Raw genomic sequence first — 17,543 nt, forward strand, 5'->3', positions numbered from 1 at the left:
TCCGGCCCGGTCGCGCCGATCGCCCGCAGCGTGGCCCGGGCGGCCCGCAGCGCGGCGGGCGGGGGCGCGTCGAGCAGCGCCAGGTCGCGGGCGTCGGGGTCGCCCCAGGCGGCGGCCTGCAACGCGAACGCGGTCAGGTCGGCCAGCTCGATCTCCGGGCGGGGGCGGGGCGCGAGGCGTCCGTGCTCGGCCGCCGTCCAGCAGCGGTACACCGTTCCGGGGGCCTCGCGCCCGGCGCGGCCGGCGCGCTGCTCGGCGGCGGCGCGGGAGACGCGGACGGTGGTGAGCGCGCCGAGGCCGCGCGCGTGGTCGGTGCGGGGTTCGCGGGCCAGCCCGGAGTCCACCACGATCCGCACGCCGGGGACGGTGAGGCTGGACTCGGCGACGGAGGTGGCCAGCACGACGCGCCGTCGCCGGCCCGGCGCCAGCACCGCGTCCTGCGCGGCGGGCCCGGCCTGGCCGTGGACCTGGAGCACCTCGGCGTCCACGCCGGCCAGCGCCCCGGCGACGCGGGCGATCTCCCCGACGCCGGGCAGGAAGCACAGCACGTCGCCGTCGCGTTCGGCCAGGGCGCGGCGGACGGTCGCGGCGACGTGCGCGAGCAGGGCGGGGTCGACGCGCATGCCGTGCGGCGGGGGGAGCGGGCGGTCCGGCGGGGCCCACACCACCACGACGTCGTGCAGGGCGGCCTCGGTCTCCACGACCGGCGCGGGGCCGTCGTCGCCGCCCAGCAGGGCCGCCCAGGGCGCGGTGTCGGCGGTGGCGGAGGCGGCCACGATCCGCAGGTCGGGGCGGAGCGCCGCCCGGGCGTCCAGCAGGAACGCCAGCGCGGTGTCGGCGTCCAGGTGGCGTTCGTGGCACTCGTCGAGGATCACGGTGCCGACGCCCGCGAGCTCGGGGTCGTCCTGGAGGCGTCGCAGCAGCACCCCGGTGGTGACGACCTCGACGGCCGTGCCGGGCCGGTGCTCGCCGCGCACGGTGACGCCGACGCGGCCGCCGACGCCCTCGCCCAGCAGCCAGGCCATCCGGCGGGCGGCGGCGCGGGCGGCCAGCCGCCGGGGCTCCAGCACCACGACGCGGCCGGGCGTGCCGGCGTCCTTCCCGGTCAGCCCGGCCAGGGCGAGCGGGACCAGGGTCGTCTTGCCGGTGCCGGGCGGCGCGGCGAGCACGGCCAGGCCCCGGTCGGCCAGGGCGGCGCGCAGGCCGGGCACGGCGTGGCGGACGGGCAGGTCGAGGGCCTCCCGCAGGCGGTCGGTGGTCGGGCCGGTGCGCATCGCACCAGTGTGCCGCGCTGGCGCTCACCGTCGGGAACGGCCCGTGTACACTTCCGGCGAATGTGACGAATCCCACCGGCCGAAAGCGGTCACGATTCTTGCGGTGATAGTTTCACCGCCCTTTTCGCCGCGCCTTTGAAACCTTCTCAAGGGAGCGCCAAGAACGCACAATAAAAGCTTCACCAAAAGCCGCGTACTGCGATATCTCTTCCACCGTCGGTGACTTTCGGGTTCTAGTTCCCTCACCACATGATGGCCCGCCCCATTGTCCCGGGTATGCCCATAATCGGCTCGTCAACACCGGGGCAGGAGGAACAGCGGTGATCGGAAGCTCTATCTATCTCAGGGACCGCGCGGCCTTCACCGGAGGCACGCCGCAGGCCGTCTACGAGGAACTCTGGCAACGCGGACGAAAGAGCCGTGTAAGGAACCGTGCAATTTTCGCGGTGCTCACGTTCGTACTGTGCGGGATGCTGGTGAACGCAGTTTTCGGCATCGTCATGGCTCTTGTGGTGACGGTATTGGACGCCTACTTCCACTGGCGCGGTTACAACGCATCCTCGGTATGGCGGCGCGGATTGCGCGGCGAGGAGCGCATGAACCGGTGGTTGCGGCACACCCTGGAACGCCGCGGTCACCGCGTGCTGCACGCGCGCACCGTTCCCGGGTACGGCAGGGCCGACCAGATCGTGATCGGTCCGGGCGGGGTCTGGCTGGTGCACAACGAGGCCTGGCACCCCGAGGCCGAGGTCGCGCCCTACGGCGGGCGGCTGTTCATCGACGGCCGCACCCAGTCCGCGCTGGTCAAAAGGTTGACGGGCGCGGCGCGGGAGACGGCCCGGCTGCTGTCGGAGCGGACCGGGGAGCCGGTCACGGTGACCCCGGTGCTGGCGGTGCACGGCGGACGGCTGGCGCGCGCGCCGTTCGAGGCCGACGGGATCGTGTTCGCGCCGCCGCTGGCGCTGCTGCGCTGGATGCGCCGCAACCCCACCGCCGAGTACCCGGCCGAACGCGTCGAGGAGATCACGCGCGCCGGCGTGCACGTCCTGCCCATCGGCGGCCACACCATGCAGACGGCGGCCTGAGAGCGGCCGGCCGTCCCACGAACACCGCCCGTACGGGTCCGGCGACCCTCCCCGTACGGGCGGCGCTCTTTTCTCCGCTCTGCTTTCTCCGCTCCGGCCCCGGTCCCCGTCTCAGGCGCGGGCGGCGCGGCGGCCGGTGCGCCACAGCCACCACAGGCCGATGACCGGCAGCACCAGCGGGACGAACCCGTAGCCGCGCCCGTAGGCCGACCAGACGGTGGCGTCGGGGAACGCGGCGGGGTCGGCCAGGCTGAGCGTCCCGACGACCAGGACCCCGGCCAGCTCGACCGAGCAGGCGGCGACGGCGACGCGGCGGGAGGTCCGCCCGCCGCGGGCCAGCGCGACGGTGGCCAGCACGTACACGGCCGCGGCCACCGCCGACAGCGCGTAGGCGACGGGGGCCTCGTCGAAGCGCGTGGCGATCTGCACGCCCGCGCGGCAGCCCGCCGCCAGCGCGAAGACCGCGTAGACGGCGACCAGCATCCGTCCGGGGCCGCTGCCGGTGCCCGGGGCGGAGGGGCCGGCCGGCCCGGTGGGGGTGGTGCGCTCAGCCAACGGTTCCCGTCCAGATCTGCCGCATGCGTTCGATCATGACCGCCACCGACAGCCCGGCGACGACGATCACGCCCGGTCCCCAGCGGGAGCGCTCCAGCAGCCCCCAGCCGGCCCCGGCGACCGGGATCACCAGGATCGCCAGCAGGTAGCCGATGAACGTCGCGCTGTCACCGGGCCCCTCGCCGGCCGACAGCTTCACGAACCCGACCACGGCCTGCACGACCAGCAGGACCTCCAGCACGCCGAGGGCGGCCAGGTCCCCCCAGCCCATCGCCCGGTTGCGGACGGCGGTCACGGCGCTGTAGGCGGCGGCCAGCAGCGCCACCACGATGATCACGACGGACAGGGCGTTCGACATAGGACCTCCGAGACTACTACCGGCTGTAGAGCACGGCCGCACGGGCTCGCGCGGCGTGGAATCATGCTGGGGTGGACACGCTCGATTGGTTGATCCTGACCCGGCACGGCGAGAGCACCGGCAACGTGGCCTACCGCGCCGCCTACGAGCGGGGCGCCGAGGAGACCGGGATCCTGGAGCGCGACGCCGACATCCCCCTGTCGGAGACGGGCCGTGTCCAGGCCGCGGGCCTGGGCCGGTGGCTGGCGGCGCTGCCCGAGGGCGAGCGGCCCACGCTGGTGCTGACCTCCCCGTTCCTGCGGGCCGCCGAGACCGCGCGGATCGCGCTGGAGCAGGCGCCCTACGCGGTGCCGGTCCGGGTCGACGAGCGGCTGCGCGACCGCGACCAGGGCGTCTTCGAGGGGTTGACCTCGTTCGGGATCCGCGCGCGGTTCCCCGAGGAGTACACGCGCAAGCGGCGGATCGGCAAGTTCTACTACCGGCCGCCCGGTGGCGAGTCGTGGGCGGACCTGGCCCTGCGGCTGCGTTCCCTGTACCGGGACCTGCACGAGCAGGAGCCCGGCGGGCGGGTGCTGGCGGTCGCGCACGACGCGATCGTGGTGATGACGCGGTACGTGGTGGAGGGTTTGTCGGAGCCGGAGATCCTGGAGATCGAGAAGACGCCGATCGGCAACTGCTCGGTGTCGCGGTGGCGGCACGACGGCGGGCGACTGTGCCCGATCATCTACAACGACATCTCCCACCTGGCCTGACGCCCGGCCCGCACGGGGTTCCTCCCGGCGCGGCGTTCAGTCCCCGCCGGCCAGCAGCGTGGCGGCGCGGGCGGCGACGGCGGCGTGCCGGGGGTCGTCCGGCGGGAGCAGGGCGTGCAGCCGTTCCAGCGCCTCCAGGTCGTCGCGGCCCGGGCCGCCGGTGACGTAGTCCCACAGCCCGGCGATGCCGCCGCGGGTCAGGACCTGCCGGCGCAGCCGCACCGCCAGCTCGTCGCGTTCGGCGCGGATCGCGGGCGCGTCCGACCGGGGCAGCAGCTCGCCCCGGCACACCCGCACCGCCGCGGCGACCTCGCCCGCCTCCAGCAGCCGCCGCACCGCCAGCAGGTCGGCCTCCACCTCGCAGTCCAGCCGGTAGGGGCGGGCGCGCACCACCCCGCCCAGCGCGGACCGCAGCCGGTGGATCTCGGCGCGCACGGTGACGGGGCTGCCCTCCTCGCCGTACAGGTGCCAGGCGAGCCGCTCGCCGGTCAGGCCGTGCGGGTGCAGCACCAGCAGGACGAGGATCTCGGCGTGCCGCAGCGACAGCGGCACCGGGCGGCCGTCCAGCCGCGCGGCCGGGGCGGCGTCGCCGAGCAGGGTGAGGGCCAGCAGCGGCCGGCGGTCCGGGGCGGGCGGCTCGACGTGCCGGACCAGGAACACCTCGCCGACCGGTTCGGCGAGGGCGAGGCCGCCGTCGGGCAGCACCAGCCGCCCGCCGGACGCGGGGACCTCCACGCGCCGCCCCCGCCAGCGCGCCGCGCCCGCCAGCACCCGGCCGGTCGCGGTCACCAGCAGGCCGTCGCCGCCGACGTAGCGGCCGTAGCGTTCGCGCAGCCGGTCGTCGGCGGCGCGCATCCGGTCCGCCAGGCGCTCCTCCACCAGCCGCGCGGTGGCCCCGACCAGCGCGACGGTGGCCGGGTGCAGCCGGTCCAGGGTGGCGCTGACGTCCACGCAGCCCAGCACCCGGCCCGAGTCCGGGTCGGTGACCGGCGCGCCCGCGCACGACCAGCGGTGCAGCACCGACACCACGTGCTCGGCGGAGTAGACGTACTCGGGGCGTCCGGTGACCAGGGGGGTGCCGATGCCGTTGGTACCGACCGCGTTCTCGGCCCAGCAGAACCCCTCGGTCAGCCCGACCTCGTCGGCGCGGCGCCGCACCCCCGGCGGTCCCTCGGTCCACAGCGCGCGCCCGAGCTCGTCGGTGACGACGATCAGGTGCTCGGCCTCGTCGGCGACCGACCGCAGCAGCCCCCGCAGCATCGGCAGGTGCCGGTCCAGCGGATGGGTGCCGCGCACGTCGGCGACGACGTCGCGGTCGAACACCAGCGGAGCGGCCCGGACCCCGGGGTCCACGCCCGCCGCGCGGGCCCGCTCCCACGACTCCCGGATGACCGGCCGCGCTCCCCCGCGCCCCCGCCCGTCCTGGGTGCGGGCGTGCTCCTCGCTCAGCAGCGGGAGCAGGTCCGCGGGCTCGCGGTGCAGGTGCGGGAGCGGCGCTGACGAGTACTGCCCCATGGACTCCGAGGATCACCCGCGGTGTCCCCCCGCGCAACCCATTCCGGAAAAAGGAATCACCTGGGACGTCTCGCCGTGCGTGCACGGGCGGTCGCAACGTGCATGCAACCTGGTCCGTCCTACCGTACGGGCGTGCACCGGAGCCCGGTCGCCGGGATCGGGACCCGCCGCCGCGCGTTCCGCGGGACGCGCGGCGGCGATGGGGGGAGGTCCCGGCCGGCGACGGCTCCGGTGACGCCGAGGGGGAACGCGATGCTGTGCCTGACCTGCCGCAGGGTGCGCCCGGCGCGTGGCCCTGCCGACTACACCGCCGACCGTGCCCGGCTGATCCTCCGGCATGGGCTGTGCCTGTGCGCGCCCCATGTTCCGGCTCCCGCCCCAGGGAGAACATGACTCGTTTCGACATGGTTCGCCTAGAGTTCAAGGGGCATCCACCCCGATCCCCTTGCCGAGGAGTGTCATGGCCGTTCTGTCGGGTCTGGTCCGCCGGATCGTCTCCGAAGCCGACCGCCAGCTGCGCGGTCGCCTGCCGGCCACCCCCGGGGACCTGCTCCGCGGCCTGGCACGGGAGCTGACGCGCCCGGTGGAGCTGGAGCGGCTGGTGGCCGTCCAGGGCGAGCGGATCGCGCGGCTGGAGGAGCGCCTGCGCGAGCAGGACGCGGGGTTGCGCGCGGTGCGCGCCGAACTGGACTCGCTGGTCGTCCAGCTCAACGACCGGCTGCTGCCGCGCCTGGACGAGCGGCTGGACGACCTGGAACGCGACCTGACCGTCGTCGCCACCGGCATGATCCGGGCGGGCAAGGAGGACGACGCCGCCCGCGTCCGCCTCGACATCCTGGACCGGCGCATCGGCGACCTGCGCGGACGGCTGGCCCAGACCGAGCAGCGCGCCGGGCTGTGGCGGGAGCTGCAGGCCACCCTGGCGCGGCTGGGCGACGACGTGGACGCGCTGCGCGAGCGCCTCGGCGGCCGTGCGGTCGGCCCGGTCCCCGACCAGATCACCGACCAGATCGCCGACCAGCCCCGGCACGCCGCCGAACGCCTGGCCGAGCCGCTGGGCCGGGGCGAGGCCCACGCCTGAGACCGGTTCCGGCACGGGCACAATGAGCCCATGACCGATCCTTCGAATCCCTCCGTCCCGCCGCGGGGCCGCGTCGTCGTGGTCACCGGGTCCGCCGGCGCCGCCGGGCAGGCGGTCGTGCGGCGGCTGGCCGCCTCCGGCGCGCGCGTGGTGGCCGCCGGCCGGGTCCCCCACCGGTGGGACGACGAGAACGTCTCCCCCGCCGTGGTGGACCTGCTCGACGCCGAGGGCACCCGCGCCTGGGCCGACGCGGTCGCGGCCGAGCACGGCGGCGTGGACGGGCTGGTCCACCTGGTCGGCGGCTGGCGCGGCGGCGTCCCGTTCGGCGACACCGACCTGGCCGACTGGGCGTTCCTGCACGACCTGCTGGTCCGCACGCTCCAGCACGCCACGCTGGCGTTCCACGGCCACCTGCGCCGCTCCCCGCGCGCCCGGGTCGCGATCGTCTCCCAGCACGCCGCCCGACGGCCCGTCCAGGACGCGCCCGCCTACTCCACCGCCAAGGCCGCCGCCGAGGCGTGGACGCTGGCGATGGCCGACGCGTTCGGGGACCTGCCCGACGCCGCCGCCACGATCCTGGTCGTCCAGGCCCTGCTGACCGACGCCATGCGCCGCGAGCGCCCGGACGACCCCTTCACCGGCCTCACGCACGTCGACGACCTGGCCGCGGCCGTCGCCGGGCTGTGGGACCGTCCCGCCGCGCGACTGAACGGAACCCGCGTTGACCTCTCCGCTTCCTGACCTCGCCGCCGGGCTCGACGCCGGCCGCGGCTTCGCCAGCGACAACCAGGCCGGGGCGCACCCCGACGTCCTGGCCGCCGTCACCGCCGTCAACACCGGCCACCAGCCCGCCTACGGCGACGACGCCGTCACCGCCCACGCGCGCGAGGTGTTCCGCCGCCACTTCGGCGAGCAGGCCGAGACCTACCCGGTCTTCAACGGCACCGGCGCCAACGTCGTCGGCCTCCAGGCGATGTGCGACCGCTGGAGCTCGGTGATCTGCCCGGCGACCGCGCACGTCAACACCGACGAGTGCGGCGCGCCCGAGAAGGTCGCCGGGATCAAGCTGGTCCCGGTCGCCACCCGCGACGGCCGCCTCACCCCCGACGACGTCGCCCGGCACGCCCGCGGTTTCGGCGACGCCCACCACGCCCAGCCGCGCGTGGTGTCACTGACCCAGAGCACCGAGCTCGGCACCGTCTACACCCCCGGGCAGGTCGCCGCCGTCGCGGCCGCCGCCCACGAGCGCGGGATGCTCGTCCACATGGACGGCGCGCGCCTGGCCAACGCCGCCGCCGCGCTGGACGCGCCGATGCGGGCGTTCACCACCGACGCCGGGGTGGACGTGCTGTCGTTCGGCGGCACCAAGAACGGCCTGATGTTCGGCGAGGCGATCGTGGTGCTGAACCCGGCGGCCGTGCGCGGCGTCGAGTACCTGCGCAAGGCCGGGATGCAGCTGGCGTCGAAGATGCGGTTCGTGTCGGCGCAGCTCGTCGCGTTGCTGGAGGGCGACCTGTGGCTGCGCAACGCCCGTGGCGCCAACGCCATGGCGCGGCTGCTGGCCGACTCGGTGCGCGGCCTGCCCGGCGTGGAGATCGCCCACCCGGTGGAGGCCAACGCCGTGTTCGCCGTGCTGCCGCACGAGGTGATCGAGCGTCTGCGCAAGCGGTCGCCGTTCTACGTGTGGGACGAGGACCGCGGCATGGTGCGGTGGGTGTGCTCGTTCGACACCACCGAGCGGGACGTGGCCGCGTTCGCCGCCGCACTGGCGGAGGAGCTGGGCTCCTGAGCCCGGGCGGCCCCGGCCGCCCCCCTACCTAACAATCGTTAGATAGAAAAGGCTATCGTGGACTGAACCCGATTCGGCACTGGAGGCACTCCCATGGCCAACCGCACGTTCGTCATCGGCGTGGGCATGACCAAGTTCGAGAAGCCGGGCTCCCGCGACTGGGAGTACCCCGACATGGCGAAGGAGGCCGTCGGCAAGGCCCTCACCGACGCCGGGATCGCCTACGACCGCGTCCAGCAGGCCTACGCGGGCTCCATGTACGGCGCGATGGGCCAGCGCGCCCTGTACGAGGTCGGCATGACCGGCATCCCGGTGATGACCGTCGCCAACGCCTGCGCCACCGGCTCCAGCGCCCTGTTCCTGGCCCGCCAGGCGGTGCGCGGCGGGCTGGCCGACTGCGTCCTGGCCCTCGGCATGGAGAAGATGCAGAAGGGCTCGCTGGGCGCGGGCGTCGGCAAGTCCAAGGTCACCATCATCGACCACCACCTGAAGGCGATGACCTCCGGCCGCCCCTGGGAGATCGACAAGGCCCCGATGCCGCAGATGTTCGGCAACGCGGGCCGCGAGCACATGGAGAGGTACGGCTCCACCCCCGACCACTACGCCTGGATCGGCTGGAAGAACCACAAGCACTCGGTGAACAACCCCTACGCCCAGTTCCAGGACGAGTACTCCCTGGAGGACGTCAGGAACGCCACGATGATCTTCGACCCGCTCACCAAGCTCCAGTGCTCCCCCACCTCCGACGGGGCCGCCGCGGCGATCGTGGCCGGCGAGCGCTTCGTGGACGAGCACGGCCTCGGGGACCGTGCGGTCGAGATCGCCGGACACCACATCGCCACCGACACCCCCGACAGCTTCGCCGACCACTCCTCGATCGCCGCCGTCGGCTTCGGCTGCACCGAACGCGCCGCCCGCGCCGCCATGCGGGAGGCCGAGGTCTCCATCGACGACGTGGACGTCGTCGAACTGCACGATTGCTTCTCGGCCAACGAGCTCATCACCTACGAGGCCCTCGGCATGGCCCCGGTCGGCGAGGGCCACAAGCTCGTCGACGAGCGGGCCACCACCTACGGCGGACGCTGGGTCGTCAACCCCTCCGGCGGCCTGATCTCCAAGGGCCATCCCCTCGGCGCCACCGGCCTCGCCCAGTGCGCCGAGCTCACCTGGCAGCTGCGCGGCGAGGCCGGCGCCCGCCAGGTCGAGGGCGCCCGCCTCGCCCTCCAGCACAACATCGGCCTCGGCAGCGCCTGCGCCGTCGCCGTCTACCGGCCCGCCTCCTGACCCGCCCCAGGGTGGCGGACGTGAGACGAATATTGACTCACGTCTCACGATCGGCCACCCTGGCAGGCAGCGACCTCCAGGAGGTGGGATGACCGCGCCCCTCGAACCCGGCTGCCTGCTCCGGAAGTACGCCGGCGACCTGCGCTCCCTACTGCCCGGAGCCGCCGCCGGACTCATGCAGCTCATGCACCCCGGCATCGGCGCGGGCGTCGCCCGGCACTCGGCGTTCTTCGACGCCCCCTTCGACCGCATCCACCGCTCGGTCCCCCAGATCTGGGCCACCATCCTCGCCCCCGACGGCCCCGAACGCGCCCGCGCCATCCGCGACCTGCACCGCGCCATCGGCGGCACCGACGAGCACGGCCGCCGCTACCACGCCCTCGACCCCGAGACGTTCTGGTGGGCCCACGCCACCTTCACCTGGGAGATCTTCAAGGCCGCCGAACTGTTCCACCCCGGAACCCTCACCGCCGAGGACCGCGAACGCCTCTACGCCGAGACCGTCACCTGGTACGCCCGCTACGGCGTCAGCATGCGGCCCGTCCCGCCCGACCACGCCGCGTTCCAGTCCCGGTTCTGGCACGTGTGCGCCCGGGAACTGGAACTCACCCCCGCCGCCGCCCGCGCCCTCGACATCGCCCGGCACGGCTCCGGCACCGTCACCCTCCTGCCCGTCGGCGGCCCCCTCGCCGAACGCGCCGGACGCCTCGTCGCCGAACGCCCCCTCCGCCTCATCACCTTCGGCTGCCTGCCCCCGATCGTCCGCACCCGCTTCGACATCCCCTGGAGCCCCCTGGACCAGGCCCGCTTCACCGCCCTCGCCCTGGCCCACCGGCAGGGCTACCGCATGCTCCCCGGCGGCCTGAACCACTGGGCCCTGCGCACCGCGCTCCGCTACATCGGCGCCCACACCCGCGACCAGCGGTACCGCCCCGCCGCCTGAAACCCGTCACACACCGGAAGGCCAGGTTCACCGGCCGCCTCCCCCGGGCATGATCCCCCCGACCGCCGGGAGGTGTTCTCCCGCGCGGCACCCGAAGGTCCCCCGGCCTTCAGGCAACGAGCCGACAACCGAAGGTGTGGAGACGATCGCCGCCGGCGCTGAGCGAACGGCGCCCGCCGTCCCGGGCGGCGGCGCCGCCCCCGAGACCTCCCGGCCCCGCGCCCGCCGACCCCGCGCCCGCCGGACCCTCACTGCGGCCCTGCTGCTGGCCGCCCTGGCCACGGCCGCCCTGCTGATCCCCACGCACACGCTCGCCACCGCGTTCCGCGACACCCGATGGGAGTACGTCCCCGCCCTGGCGGCCCTGTCGGTGCTGCACTACGTCTTCGCGGCCCTGGCCCTGCGCGGCGCCAGCGGCCGCGCCCTCCCCCTGCTGCCCACGACGATGGCCCAGTTCACCGCGGCGGCGGCCAACCGCCTCACCCCCGGCGGCCTGGGAGCGATCGCCGTCAACACCCGCTACCTGGTCTGCCACGGCCTTCCCCTGACCCGGGCCGCCGTCGCGGTGGCGGTCATGCAGGTCGCCGGCGCCCCCGCCGACCTGATCCTCCTGCTGCTGATCCTCGGCGTGGACCCGGACGACCGCGCCCTCCACACCATGGGCGACCACGCCGCCCGCGCCCTGACGTTCCTGCCGCCCGAACCGCTCCTGGCGGCGGGCGCGATCCTCCTCGCGGCCGCGGCCCTGTGGGGCCGCCGCGCGGCCCGCTCGGCGGCCGTCACCCGCGCCCTGGCGGGCCTGCGCGACCTGGCCCACCGTCCCCGCGACCTCCTGCTGACCGTGACGGCCTCGGCCGCGACGACGTTCGTGCTGGGCCTGGCCTTCGCCCTGAGCGCCCTGGCCGTCCCCGGCACGGGAGCCGGCCCCGGCGACGTCCTGCCGTTCCTGACGGCCTACCTGGTCGGCGCGGCGGCGGCCGCCGCGGTCCCCTCCCCCGGCGGCGTGGGCTCCACCGAAGCCGCCCTGACAGGAGCCCTGATCGCCCTGGGGGTGACGGCGGCCCCGGCCCTCCAGGCGGTCCTGCTGTTCCGGGCCATCACGTTCTGGGCCCCGGTGCCCATCGGCCTGCTGACGTCCCGAACCCTCCGCCGCCGCCCCCTCGACCCCCGCCACGACACAGCGCCAGAACGGTGACCCGCCCCCGGACAGGACCTGGCGGCTCCCGCGCCACACCTCAGCCGCGTTCCAAGCCCCTGACCCACAGCGCTCGCGCGACATCGCTTCGCGCTCTGACCCGCGGGCTCGCGTGCGCGGCTGGCGCCCGCTTCGACACAGGCCCCAGCCACACCCGAGCGAAGCGACGTCCACAACGGAGGATCCAGCACGGAACGGGCTGGTCAAGTGGAGGTCGGCCCCTTCCTTTACATTGTAGATTTTTAACGTCGACTGGTTGCTACCGCGGCCACCAGCAGGGGTAGGGCTGCCAGGACGGAGCACCACGCCAGGGGGCGCTGCCCAGGAGCGTCCCGGCTCCGGCCGTGCCGGCGGAGGAACCGGCGTTGAAGGCGGTGTTCACCCACGCTCCCGCCCGCGTGCGGCTCCCCGGCCCGGCGCTCTCGTCGGCGATCAGGTAGGCGGTGGTCAGCAGCGGCGACACGAAGAGTCCGGCGACTCCGACGGCTCCCGCCAGCGTCACCACCCCGGGCATGCTCCCGGCCACCGCGACCAGTCCCCCGAGCAGCACCCCCAACAGCGCCAGCCGCACCCGCGCGTCCGCGCGCCACGTCACCGCCCCGTAGGCGAGGCCGCCCACGGCGCTCCCGGCCGCGAGCGACGCCTCCACCCATGCGACGGCCGCCGCCTGCGACCGTTCCTCGGTGAACGCGACGGCGAGGAGGTGGAGAGCTCCCAGGCAGAAGCCGGTCCCGGCCGCGACCGCGATGGGCCGCTCCAGCCCGGCGAGACCGCCCCACGACCGCTTCGGCTCGTCCCGCTCCTTGTCACTCTGCCCTCGCATGTCCCGCACCGCCGGTGAAGACACCAGCGCCAACGTTCCGACGAGCACCAACGCGGCGCTCACGGCTACCCCGGCAGCGGGGCGCGCGACCACCGCGAGCAGCCCCGCCACCAGCGGGCCGGTGACGTACACGAGCTCCTTAGCGACGGTGTCGAGCGAGAACGCGCGCTGCAACAGCCGCCGGTCGGGCACCAGTTCGCCCCAGAGCGCCCGCATCACCCGCCCCAGCGGCGGGGCGCACGCCCCGCCCAGCGCCGCGAGCCCGCACAGCAGCACGCGCGACGATCCCGGTTGCCAGCTGGAAGCGGCGAGCCCCGCCAGCGACACCGCGTAGGCGGCTGCCATCACGGGCAGGACCCGACGCGGCCCGCGCCGATCGACCAGCGCCGCCCGCCACGGCGACACCAGCGCCCCGACCAGCCCGAACAACGCCATCGCCACGCCTGCGACGGCATACGATCCGGTGGCCTGGGAGACCGCCAGCGTCAACGACAGGAAGACGATTCCGTAGGACAGCCGCCCGAGCAGCGCGGCGGCGAACGTCGTGCGGGCATGCGGAACGCGCAACACGACGGCATACGAAGACATGGGAGTCGTTCCTCAGAGAACGCGACGCGCTCCGGGCGCGGCGCGGGTGTGCGGGGGACGTCGAGGGGCGGGCCACCCGGGACCCGGCCGACGCGTCTCCTACGCACGGGGGAGGAACATGCCGTCACGCTAAACGATCACATGATCCGTCGGCAATCCAGCCGCCTCACCCACTCCGCGAGCCGCCCCAGGAAGGTGCGGGCCACGGGCGGCCACGCCCCCTCCGCGAACAGGACAGCCAGATGGAAGGCATGCGGCATGTCCTCGTAGACGTCGAGGGTGACCTCCGCGCCCGCATCGGCAGCCGCGCGGGCGAGACGTCGCGCGTCGTCCAGCAGCAGCTCGTCCGCTCCCACCGCGACCAGCAACGGCGGCGTTCCCCGGAAGTCCCCGTAGATCGGAGACTGCGGCGCCTGATCCGGAGGCGCGCCCGCCAGGTAGTGCTCGGCGATGACGGCCATCGTCTCGGGGGTCATGACATCGCGGCCGTCGCCGGTGTTCACCCCGGCGACGGCGAAGTCGGTAACCGGCGACACCGAGACGGCACCCGCGGGCAACGCGTCCCCGGCCTCCGCCAGAACCAGCAGCGCCGACAGGACCAGGGTCGCCCCGGCCGACTCCCCGACCATCAGGATCCGATCGGCGGGCACCCCCTGCTCCACGAGGCTGCGGTGGACGGCCACCACGTCCTCAACGGCCGCCGGGTACGGATGCTCGGGCGCGAGCCGGTAATCCACCCGGAACACCGGCCGCCCCGTGGCCTGCGACAGCCGCAGGGCCATGACCTCCTCCAGCGCCGGCTCACTCTGCGAGAACCCGCCGCCGTGCACGTAGACCGTGACCCCGGCCCCGCCCACCGCCTCACCCGCGACGACCTCGGGCGCGGTGACCCACGTCCCGGGCACGCCCCCGGTGTACGACAGCACGGGAACGAGATCAGCCCGCTCATCCAACACCGGCGGATCAACGAACAGCTTCGACATCTGCTCACGCAGCGCGGCACCCTCTCCAGGCGCAGCGGCAATCGAATGGAAACGCATGCGAACCACTCCTTCCCCGTACACGAACGAAGACAAGACAGGCCGAAGCCCGGAAGCCGTGCGTCGCAGCCGCGTGCGTCGCAGCCGTGCGGCGCGGCCATACGGCGCGGCCATACGTTATGGCGGCTCGTGGGGTCTTTCCCGGTGGGTCATCTTCGGCGGCGGTTGAGGCGGGCCAGGCGGGTGGCTATTCGGTCCATGGTGTCGTCGCCGGGCTCCCAGCCGCGTTGCAGCAGCGTGGTGAGCAGTGCCTCCAGGTAGGGGCCTGGCCGGGGCAGGAAGTCCTTGGTGACCGGAATGACGTTCCATCCTCGCTCCTTCTTCAGCCAGCGGCGTCGGGCGGCGTCGTGGGCGCGTGCCCGGCGGCCGGTGTGGTGTTCCTCGCCGTCGTACTCCAGGCCGACCTGGTAGTCGGGGTAGCCGAGGTCGACGTACAGCAGCTCGTCGTTCGGCCCCGGTATCGGGATCTGGGTGCGGGGGCGGGGAAAGCCCGCGTCCATCGTGATCAGGCGGACCCAGCTCTCCCCCGGCGACTGCGCGCCCCCGTCGCCGAGGCCCAGCAGCGCGCTGAGCCTCGTGTTGTTCCGGTAGCCGGTCAGGATGCGGGCCATGGCCCGCAGCTCCTTCTCGGACACGCCGCGCCGGAGGAACTGGTCCAGCGCCGCGACGGCGTCCCGGCGCGGCAACCAGCGCACGCAGTCCAGGGCGGTACGGGCCAGCGTCGTCACGCGCACACCGTCCCTCTCCACGACGTGGTCGTCGGGCAGCTCGGTCCAGCGGGGGTCACGCCCCGGCGGCATCGGTCCCGGCGCGAGGACGAGATCGACGTCGCACTCCATCGCGCTCACTCCCGGGGGTAAGACGTCCAGCCCCCAGATCCAGGCCGCCGTGCGGCGCGCGACGGCGCACCCCTCCGGCAACAGGCCGCTGATCGCCCTGGCTCGTTCCGTCAGGGACGCGCCGGGTCCCGGGGCGAAGCCGACGCCGGGGGCGACCGGCACGACGTGGCCGTTGGGGGACCGGGTCCAGAGGACGTTGAGTTCGCTCATGCCCTCGATGCTGCGGGTCGCCCGCCGCTCCCCGGAAGGCGTCCGCGAGATCTGTGGATAACTCGCTCCCCCGGATGGGGAGCATGGTGATCGAAATGACGGTCCCGCAAGCTAAGGTGCCGGACATGGCGGATGTGTACGAACTGATCCTGTCCGCGGACCTGCCCGCCGATCTGTCGCGCGGTGAGGTCGCGGAGCTGCGCTGGCACATGGGCACCGGCCGGCAGCCGGACACCCTGACCATCGTGACCGACTTCGCCGAGGCGTTCGAGGACGAGACCGGGCAGGTCCGGACCGAGCAGGTCCCCTACCCGGTCCTGGCCCGCCGGGAGCCCGCCTGGCGCATCGGCGGGGTCGTGTCCGCCGAGTTCCAGCCCCGCGATGACGGCGGTTGGGCGCTGACCGCGCGACAGGAGATCCACCCTGACGGTTTCCCGCAGGTCACCGCGCTGCTGCGGTGGCTGGAGGCGCGGGCGGTCCGTTTCTCCTGCCAGGCGCGGCACTACGAGGGCGAGGTGTTCACCCCGGTCAGGAACGCCGAGTTGCCCGACGTCGAGGCATTCGCCTAGGAGGTCAGATGTTGCTGGAGCATCGTGGGGCGCGTCCCGTCGTTCCCGATTCCGCGTACGTGGCACCGTCCGCCGTGCTGTGCGGGGCGGTGGTCCTGGGGGAGGGGGCCCGTGTGCTGCACGGCGCGGTGCTCACGGCCGAAGACGGCGAGGTGCGGGTCGGCGCCAACACGACGGTGATGGAGAACGCCGTGGTCAAGGGCCGTTCCGAGCATCCGGCGGTGCTCGGCGGTTCGGTCCTGGTCGGCCCGCACGCCCATGTCAACGGCGCCACCGTCGAGGACGAGGTGTTCGTCGCGACGGGCGTCTCGATCTTTCCCGGCGCGGTCGCGGGCACCGGTTCGGAGCTGCGCATAAACAGCGTGCTCCACGTCAATTCCCGTATCGGGCCCGGAACGGTCGTCCCCATCGGCTGGATCGCCGCCGGTGATCCGGCCGAGCTGTTCTCGCCCGACCGGCATGACGAGCTGTGGGAGGTGCAGCAGGGGATGGACTTCCCCGGCACCGTCTACGGCGTGCCGCGCGGCACGCCGCTGCGCGAGATCATGGCCCGCCAGTCCGCGTTCTACGGCGCCCACCGCGACGACCGCGTCATCGATTGACCGCGCCTCAACGGCTTGGTCGGGACGCGTCCCACGGGGCGCGGCCGACAGCTCGCCCCACCCCTTCTCGTACCGGTGCAGCCGGTACGGCCCCGGTCACGCTTCCACAGGCGCCACATCCGCACGGGCCTCGGCCTCGTCCGGCCGACCTCGCAATCGCCACAGCCTTCACGCCACCGGAGTCAGGCGCCGCGACCGGTCCGCGGCGCCTCCGGCCGCGCCGGTGAGCCAGGGTCACGGTCGGGGCCAGGCCGTCGCCCAGGCGCCGATGCGTTCGATCAGGTCCGGGGTCGCGGAGACCTCCGCGTGGCCGAAGGAGGGTTCGATCCACAGTTCGCGCGGGTCGCGTGCCGCCTCGTAGAGCTGGCGCGCGTGCTCCAGCGGGAAGAACTGGTCGGCGTCGCCGTGGACCACCAGCAGCGGCGTCGGCGCGATCCGGCCCGCAACCTCGTACGGGGCCTCGGGAGTCGGGTTCCATCCCTTGGCCGAGACACGGGTGCGCCGCGCCAGCCGTACCGCCAGACGACCGGCGCGGCGTTCGATCGCCCAGTGAACGCGGCGCATCGGCACCGTGTCGCGGTAGTACCAGCGCGCGGGCGAGCTCACCGACACCACCGCGTCCACGCCGCCGTGCAGCGCCGCGTGTCGTACCGCCACCGCGGCGCCCATCGAGAACCCGGCGACCGCGACGCGCTCGTAACCCCGGCGGCGCGCGGCGGCGACGGCCGCCTCGATGTCGAGCACCTCCCGGTCCCCGACCGTCGAGCGGCCCCCGGACCGGCCGTGGCCACGGAAGTCGAAGGAGATCACTCCGCCGTGCCGGTTGAGCCCCTCGGCGATCCGCAGCAGCATCGGCTGCCGCCACGAGCAGGTGAAACCGTGCGCGACGATGAAGCACCACCCGTTCTCGCCCCGCCGGTGACCGGCGTCGATGCGCACGCCGTCGGCGGTGTAGAGCGTCAGCGGTTCCGTGAACGACACACCGCTTTAATCCCCCGCATACCGCACCTCCTCCCGTGGTGTTCCGCCCGCGGGTCAAAA

The 17,543-nt window shown here is 74.1% G+C and carries 18 protein-coding genes; 10 read left to right on the forward strand and 8 right to left on the reverse strand.

Annotated features, from left to right (window positions below):
* The coding region (locus tag AKI01S_RS36910; protein WP_281186191.1) for a helicase-related protein at window positions 1–1,274 on the reverse strand (1,274 nt) is incomplete at its 3' end.
* 446 nt (window positions 1,275–1,720) lie between these two features.
* On the opposite strand from AKI01S_RS36910, the gene AKI01S_RS36915 reads away from it, so the two are divergent.
* Entirely contained in the window at window positions 1,721–2,359 is a 639-nt protein-coding gene (locus tag AKI01S_RS36915) for a nuclease-related domain-containing protein (RefSeq protein WP_245681930.1), read from the forward strand.
* Window positions 2,360–2,470: 111 nt separating this feature from the next.
* Here AKI01S_RS36915 and AKI01S_RS36920 read toward each other — a convergent pair whose 3' ends face one another.
* Window positions 2,471–2,842 carry a hypothetical protein gene (locus tag AKI01S_RS36920; RefSeq protein WP_067828889.1) on the reverse strand — a complete coding sequence of 124 codons (372 nt, stop codon included), beginning with the start codon at window positions 2,840–2,842 and terminating at the stop codon, window positions 2,471–2,473.
* 64 nt (window positions 2,843–2,906) lie between these two features.
* Complete coding sequence (locus AKI01S_RS36925; RefSeq protein ID WP_067828817.1) at window positions 2,907–3,272, reverse strand: hypothetical protein; 366 nt, start codon at window positions 3,270–3,272, stop codon at window positions 2,907–2,909.
* A 71-nt stretch (window positions 3,273–3,343) separates the two neighbouring features.
* Between AKI01S_RS36925 and AKI01S_RS36930 the strand changes: the two genes are divergently transcribed.
* Window positions 3,344–4,024 (forward strand): histidine phosphatase family protein, encoded by a 681-nt coding sequence (locus AKI01S_RS36930; protein WP_067828819.1) that lies wholly within the window; start codon window positions 3,344–3,346, stop codon window positions 4,022–4,024.
* 36 nt (window positions 4,025–4,060) lie between these two features.
* On the opposite strand, the gene AKI01S_RS36935 is transcribed toward AKI01S_RS36930, so the two are convergent.
* Window positions 4,061–5,539 (reverse strand): helix-turn-helix domain-containing protein, encoded by a 1,479-nt coding sequence (locus AKI01S_RS36935; protein WP_067828820.1) that lies wholly within the window; start codon window positions 5,537–5,539, stop codon window positions 4,061–4,063.
* Between the two features lie 460 nt (window positions 5,540–5,999).
* On the opposite strand from AKI01S_RS36935, the gene AKI01S_RS36940 reads away from it, so the two are divergent.
* From AKI01S_RS36940 to AKI01S_RS36965, 6 genes are all read left to right on the forward strand, one after another.
* A complete protein-coding gene (locus tag AKI01S_RS36940; RefSeq protein WP_067828825.1) occupies window positions 6,000–6,620 on the forward strand; it encodes a hypothetical protein in 621 nt (206 codons plus the stop codon).
* Window positions 6,621–6,650: 30 nt separating this feature from the next.
* Window positions 6,651–7,361, forward strand: coding sequence for an SDR family oxidoreductase (locus AKI01S_RS36945; RefSeq protein WP_067828826.1), 711 nt, complete (start codon window positions 6,651–6,653; stop codon window positions 7,359–7,361).
* Complete coding sequence (locus AKI01S_RS36950) at window positions 7,342–8,409, forward strand: threonine aldolase family protein (RefSeq protein WP_067828828.1); 1,068 nt, start codon at window positions 7,342–7,344, stop codon at window positions 8,407–8,409. Before AKI01S_RS36945 ends, AKI01S_RS36950 begins: the two co-directional genes overlap by 20 nt.
* A gap of 93 nt (window positions 8,410–8,502) precedes the next feature.
* A complete protein-coding gene (locus AKI01S_RS36955) occupies window positions 8,503–9,693 on the forward strand; it encodes a thiolase C-terminal domain-containing protein (RefSeq protein ID WP_067828832.1) in 1,191 nt (396 codons plus the stop codon).
* 88 nt (window positions 9,694–9,781) lie between these two features.
* On the forward strand, window positions 9,782–10,636 hold the full coding sequence (locus AKI01S_RS36960) for an oxygenase MpaB family protein (RefSeq protein WP_067828834.1): 855 nt from the start codon (window positions 9,782–9,784) through the stop codon (window positions 10,634–10,636).
* Between the two features lie 136 nt (window positions 10,637–10,772).
* Window positions 10,773–11,831, forward strand: coding sequence for a lysylphosphatidylglycerol synthase transmembrane domain-containing protein (locus AKI01S_RS36965; RefSeq protein WP_067828836.1), 1,059 nt, complete (start codon window positions 10,773–10,775; stop codon window positions 11,829–11,831).
* Between the two features lie 259 nt (window positions 11,832–12,090).
* Here the strand turns inward: AKI01S_RS36965 and AKI01S_RS36970 are convergent, their stop codons facing one another.
* The 3 genes from AKI01S_RS36970 to AKI01S_RS36980 all read right to left on the reverse strand — a co-directional run bounded on the left by AKI01S_RS36970 (window position 12,091) and on the right by AKI01S_RS36980 (window position 15,331).
* Complete coding sequence (locus tag AKI01S_RS36970) at window positions 12,091–13,242, reverse strand: MFS transporter (RefSeq protein WP_218009957.1); 1,152 nt, start codon at window positions 13,240–13,242, stop codon at window positions 12,091–12,093.
* Between the two features lie 137 nt (window positions 13,243–13,379).
* Window positions 13,380–14,282 (reverse strand): alpha/beta hydrolase fold domain-containing protein, encoded by a 903-nt coding sequence (locus tag AKI01S_RS36975; protein WP_067828838.1) that lies wholly within the window; start codon window positions 14,280–14,282, stop codon window positions 13,380–13,382.
* A 149-nt stretch (window positions 14,283–14,431) separates the two neighbouring features.
* Window positions 14,432–15,331, reverse strand: coding sequence for a type IV toxin-antitoxin system AbiEi family antitoxin (locus AKI01S_RS36980; protein ID WP_067828840.1), 900 nt, complete (start codon window positions 15,329–15,331; stop codon window positions 14,432–14,434).
* 125 nt (window positions 15,332–15,456) lie between these two features.
* Between AKI01S_RS36980 and AKI01S_RS36985 the strand changes: the two genes are divergently transcribed.
* Together AKI01S_RS36985 and AKI01S_RS36990 are read left to right on the forward strand one after the other, a co-directional pair.
* On the forward strand, window positions 15,457–15,900 hold the full coding sequence (locus AKI01S_RS36985; RefSeq protein WP_067828843.1) for a hypothetical protein: 444 nt from the start codon (window positions 15,457–15,459) through the stop codon (window positions 15,898–15,900).
* Between the two features lie 59 nt (window positions 15,901–15,959).
* Window positions 15,960–16,502 carry a gamma carbonic anhydrase family protein gene (locus tag AKI01S_RS36990; RefSeq protein WP_218009959.1) on the forward strand — a complete coding sequence of 181 codons (543 nt, stop codon included), beginning with the start codon at window positions 15,960–15,962 and terminating at the stop codon, window positions 16,500–16,502.
* Between the two features lie 234 nt (window positions 16,503–16,736).
* Here AKI01S_RS36990 and AKI01S_RS36995 read toward each other — a convergent pair whose 3' ends face one another.
* Window positions 16,737–17,483, reverse strand: a complete 747-nt coding sequence (locus AKI01S_RS36995) for an alpha/beta hydrolase (protein WP_067828847.1) — start codon at window positions 17,481–17,483, stop codon at window positions 16,737–16,739.
* Window positions 17,484–17,543: the final 60 nt, after the last annotated feature.

Source organism: Actinomadura kijaniata NBRC 14229 (assembly GCF_001552175.1).
GTDB classification, from domain to species: Bacteria; Actinomycetota; Actinomycetes; order Streptosporangiales; family Streptosporangiaceae; genus Spirillospora; species Spirillospora kijaniata.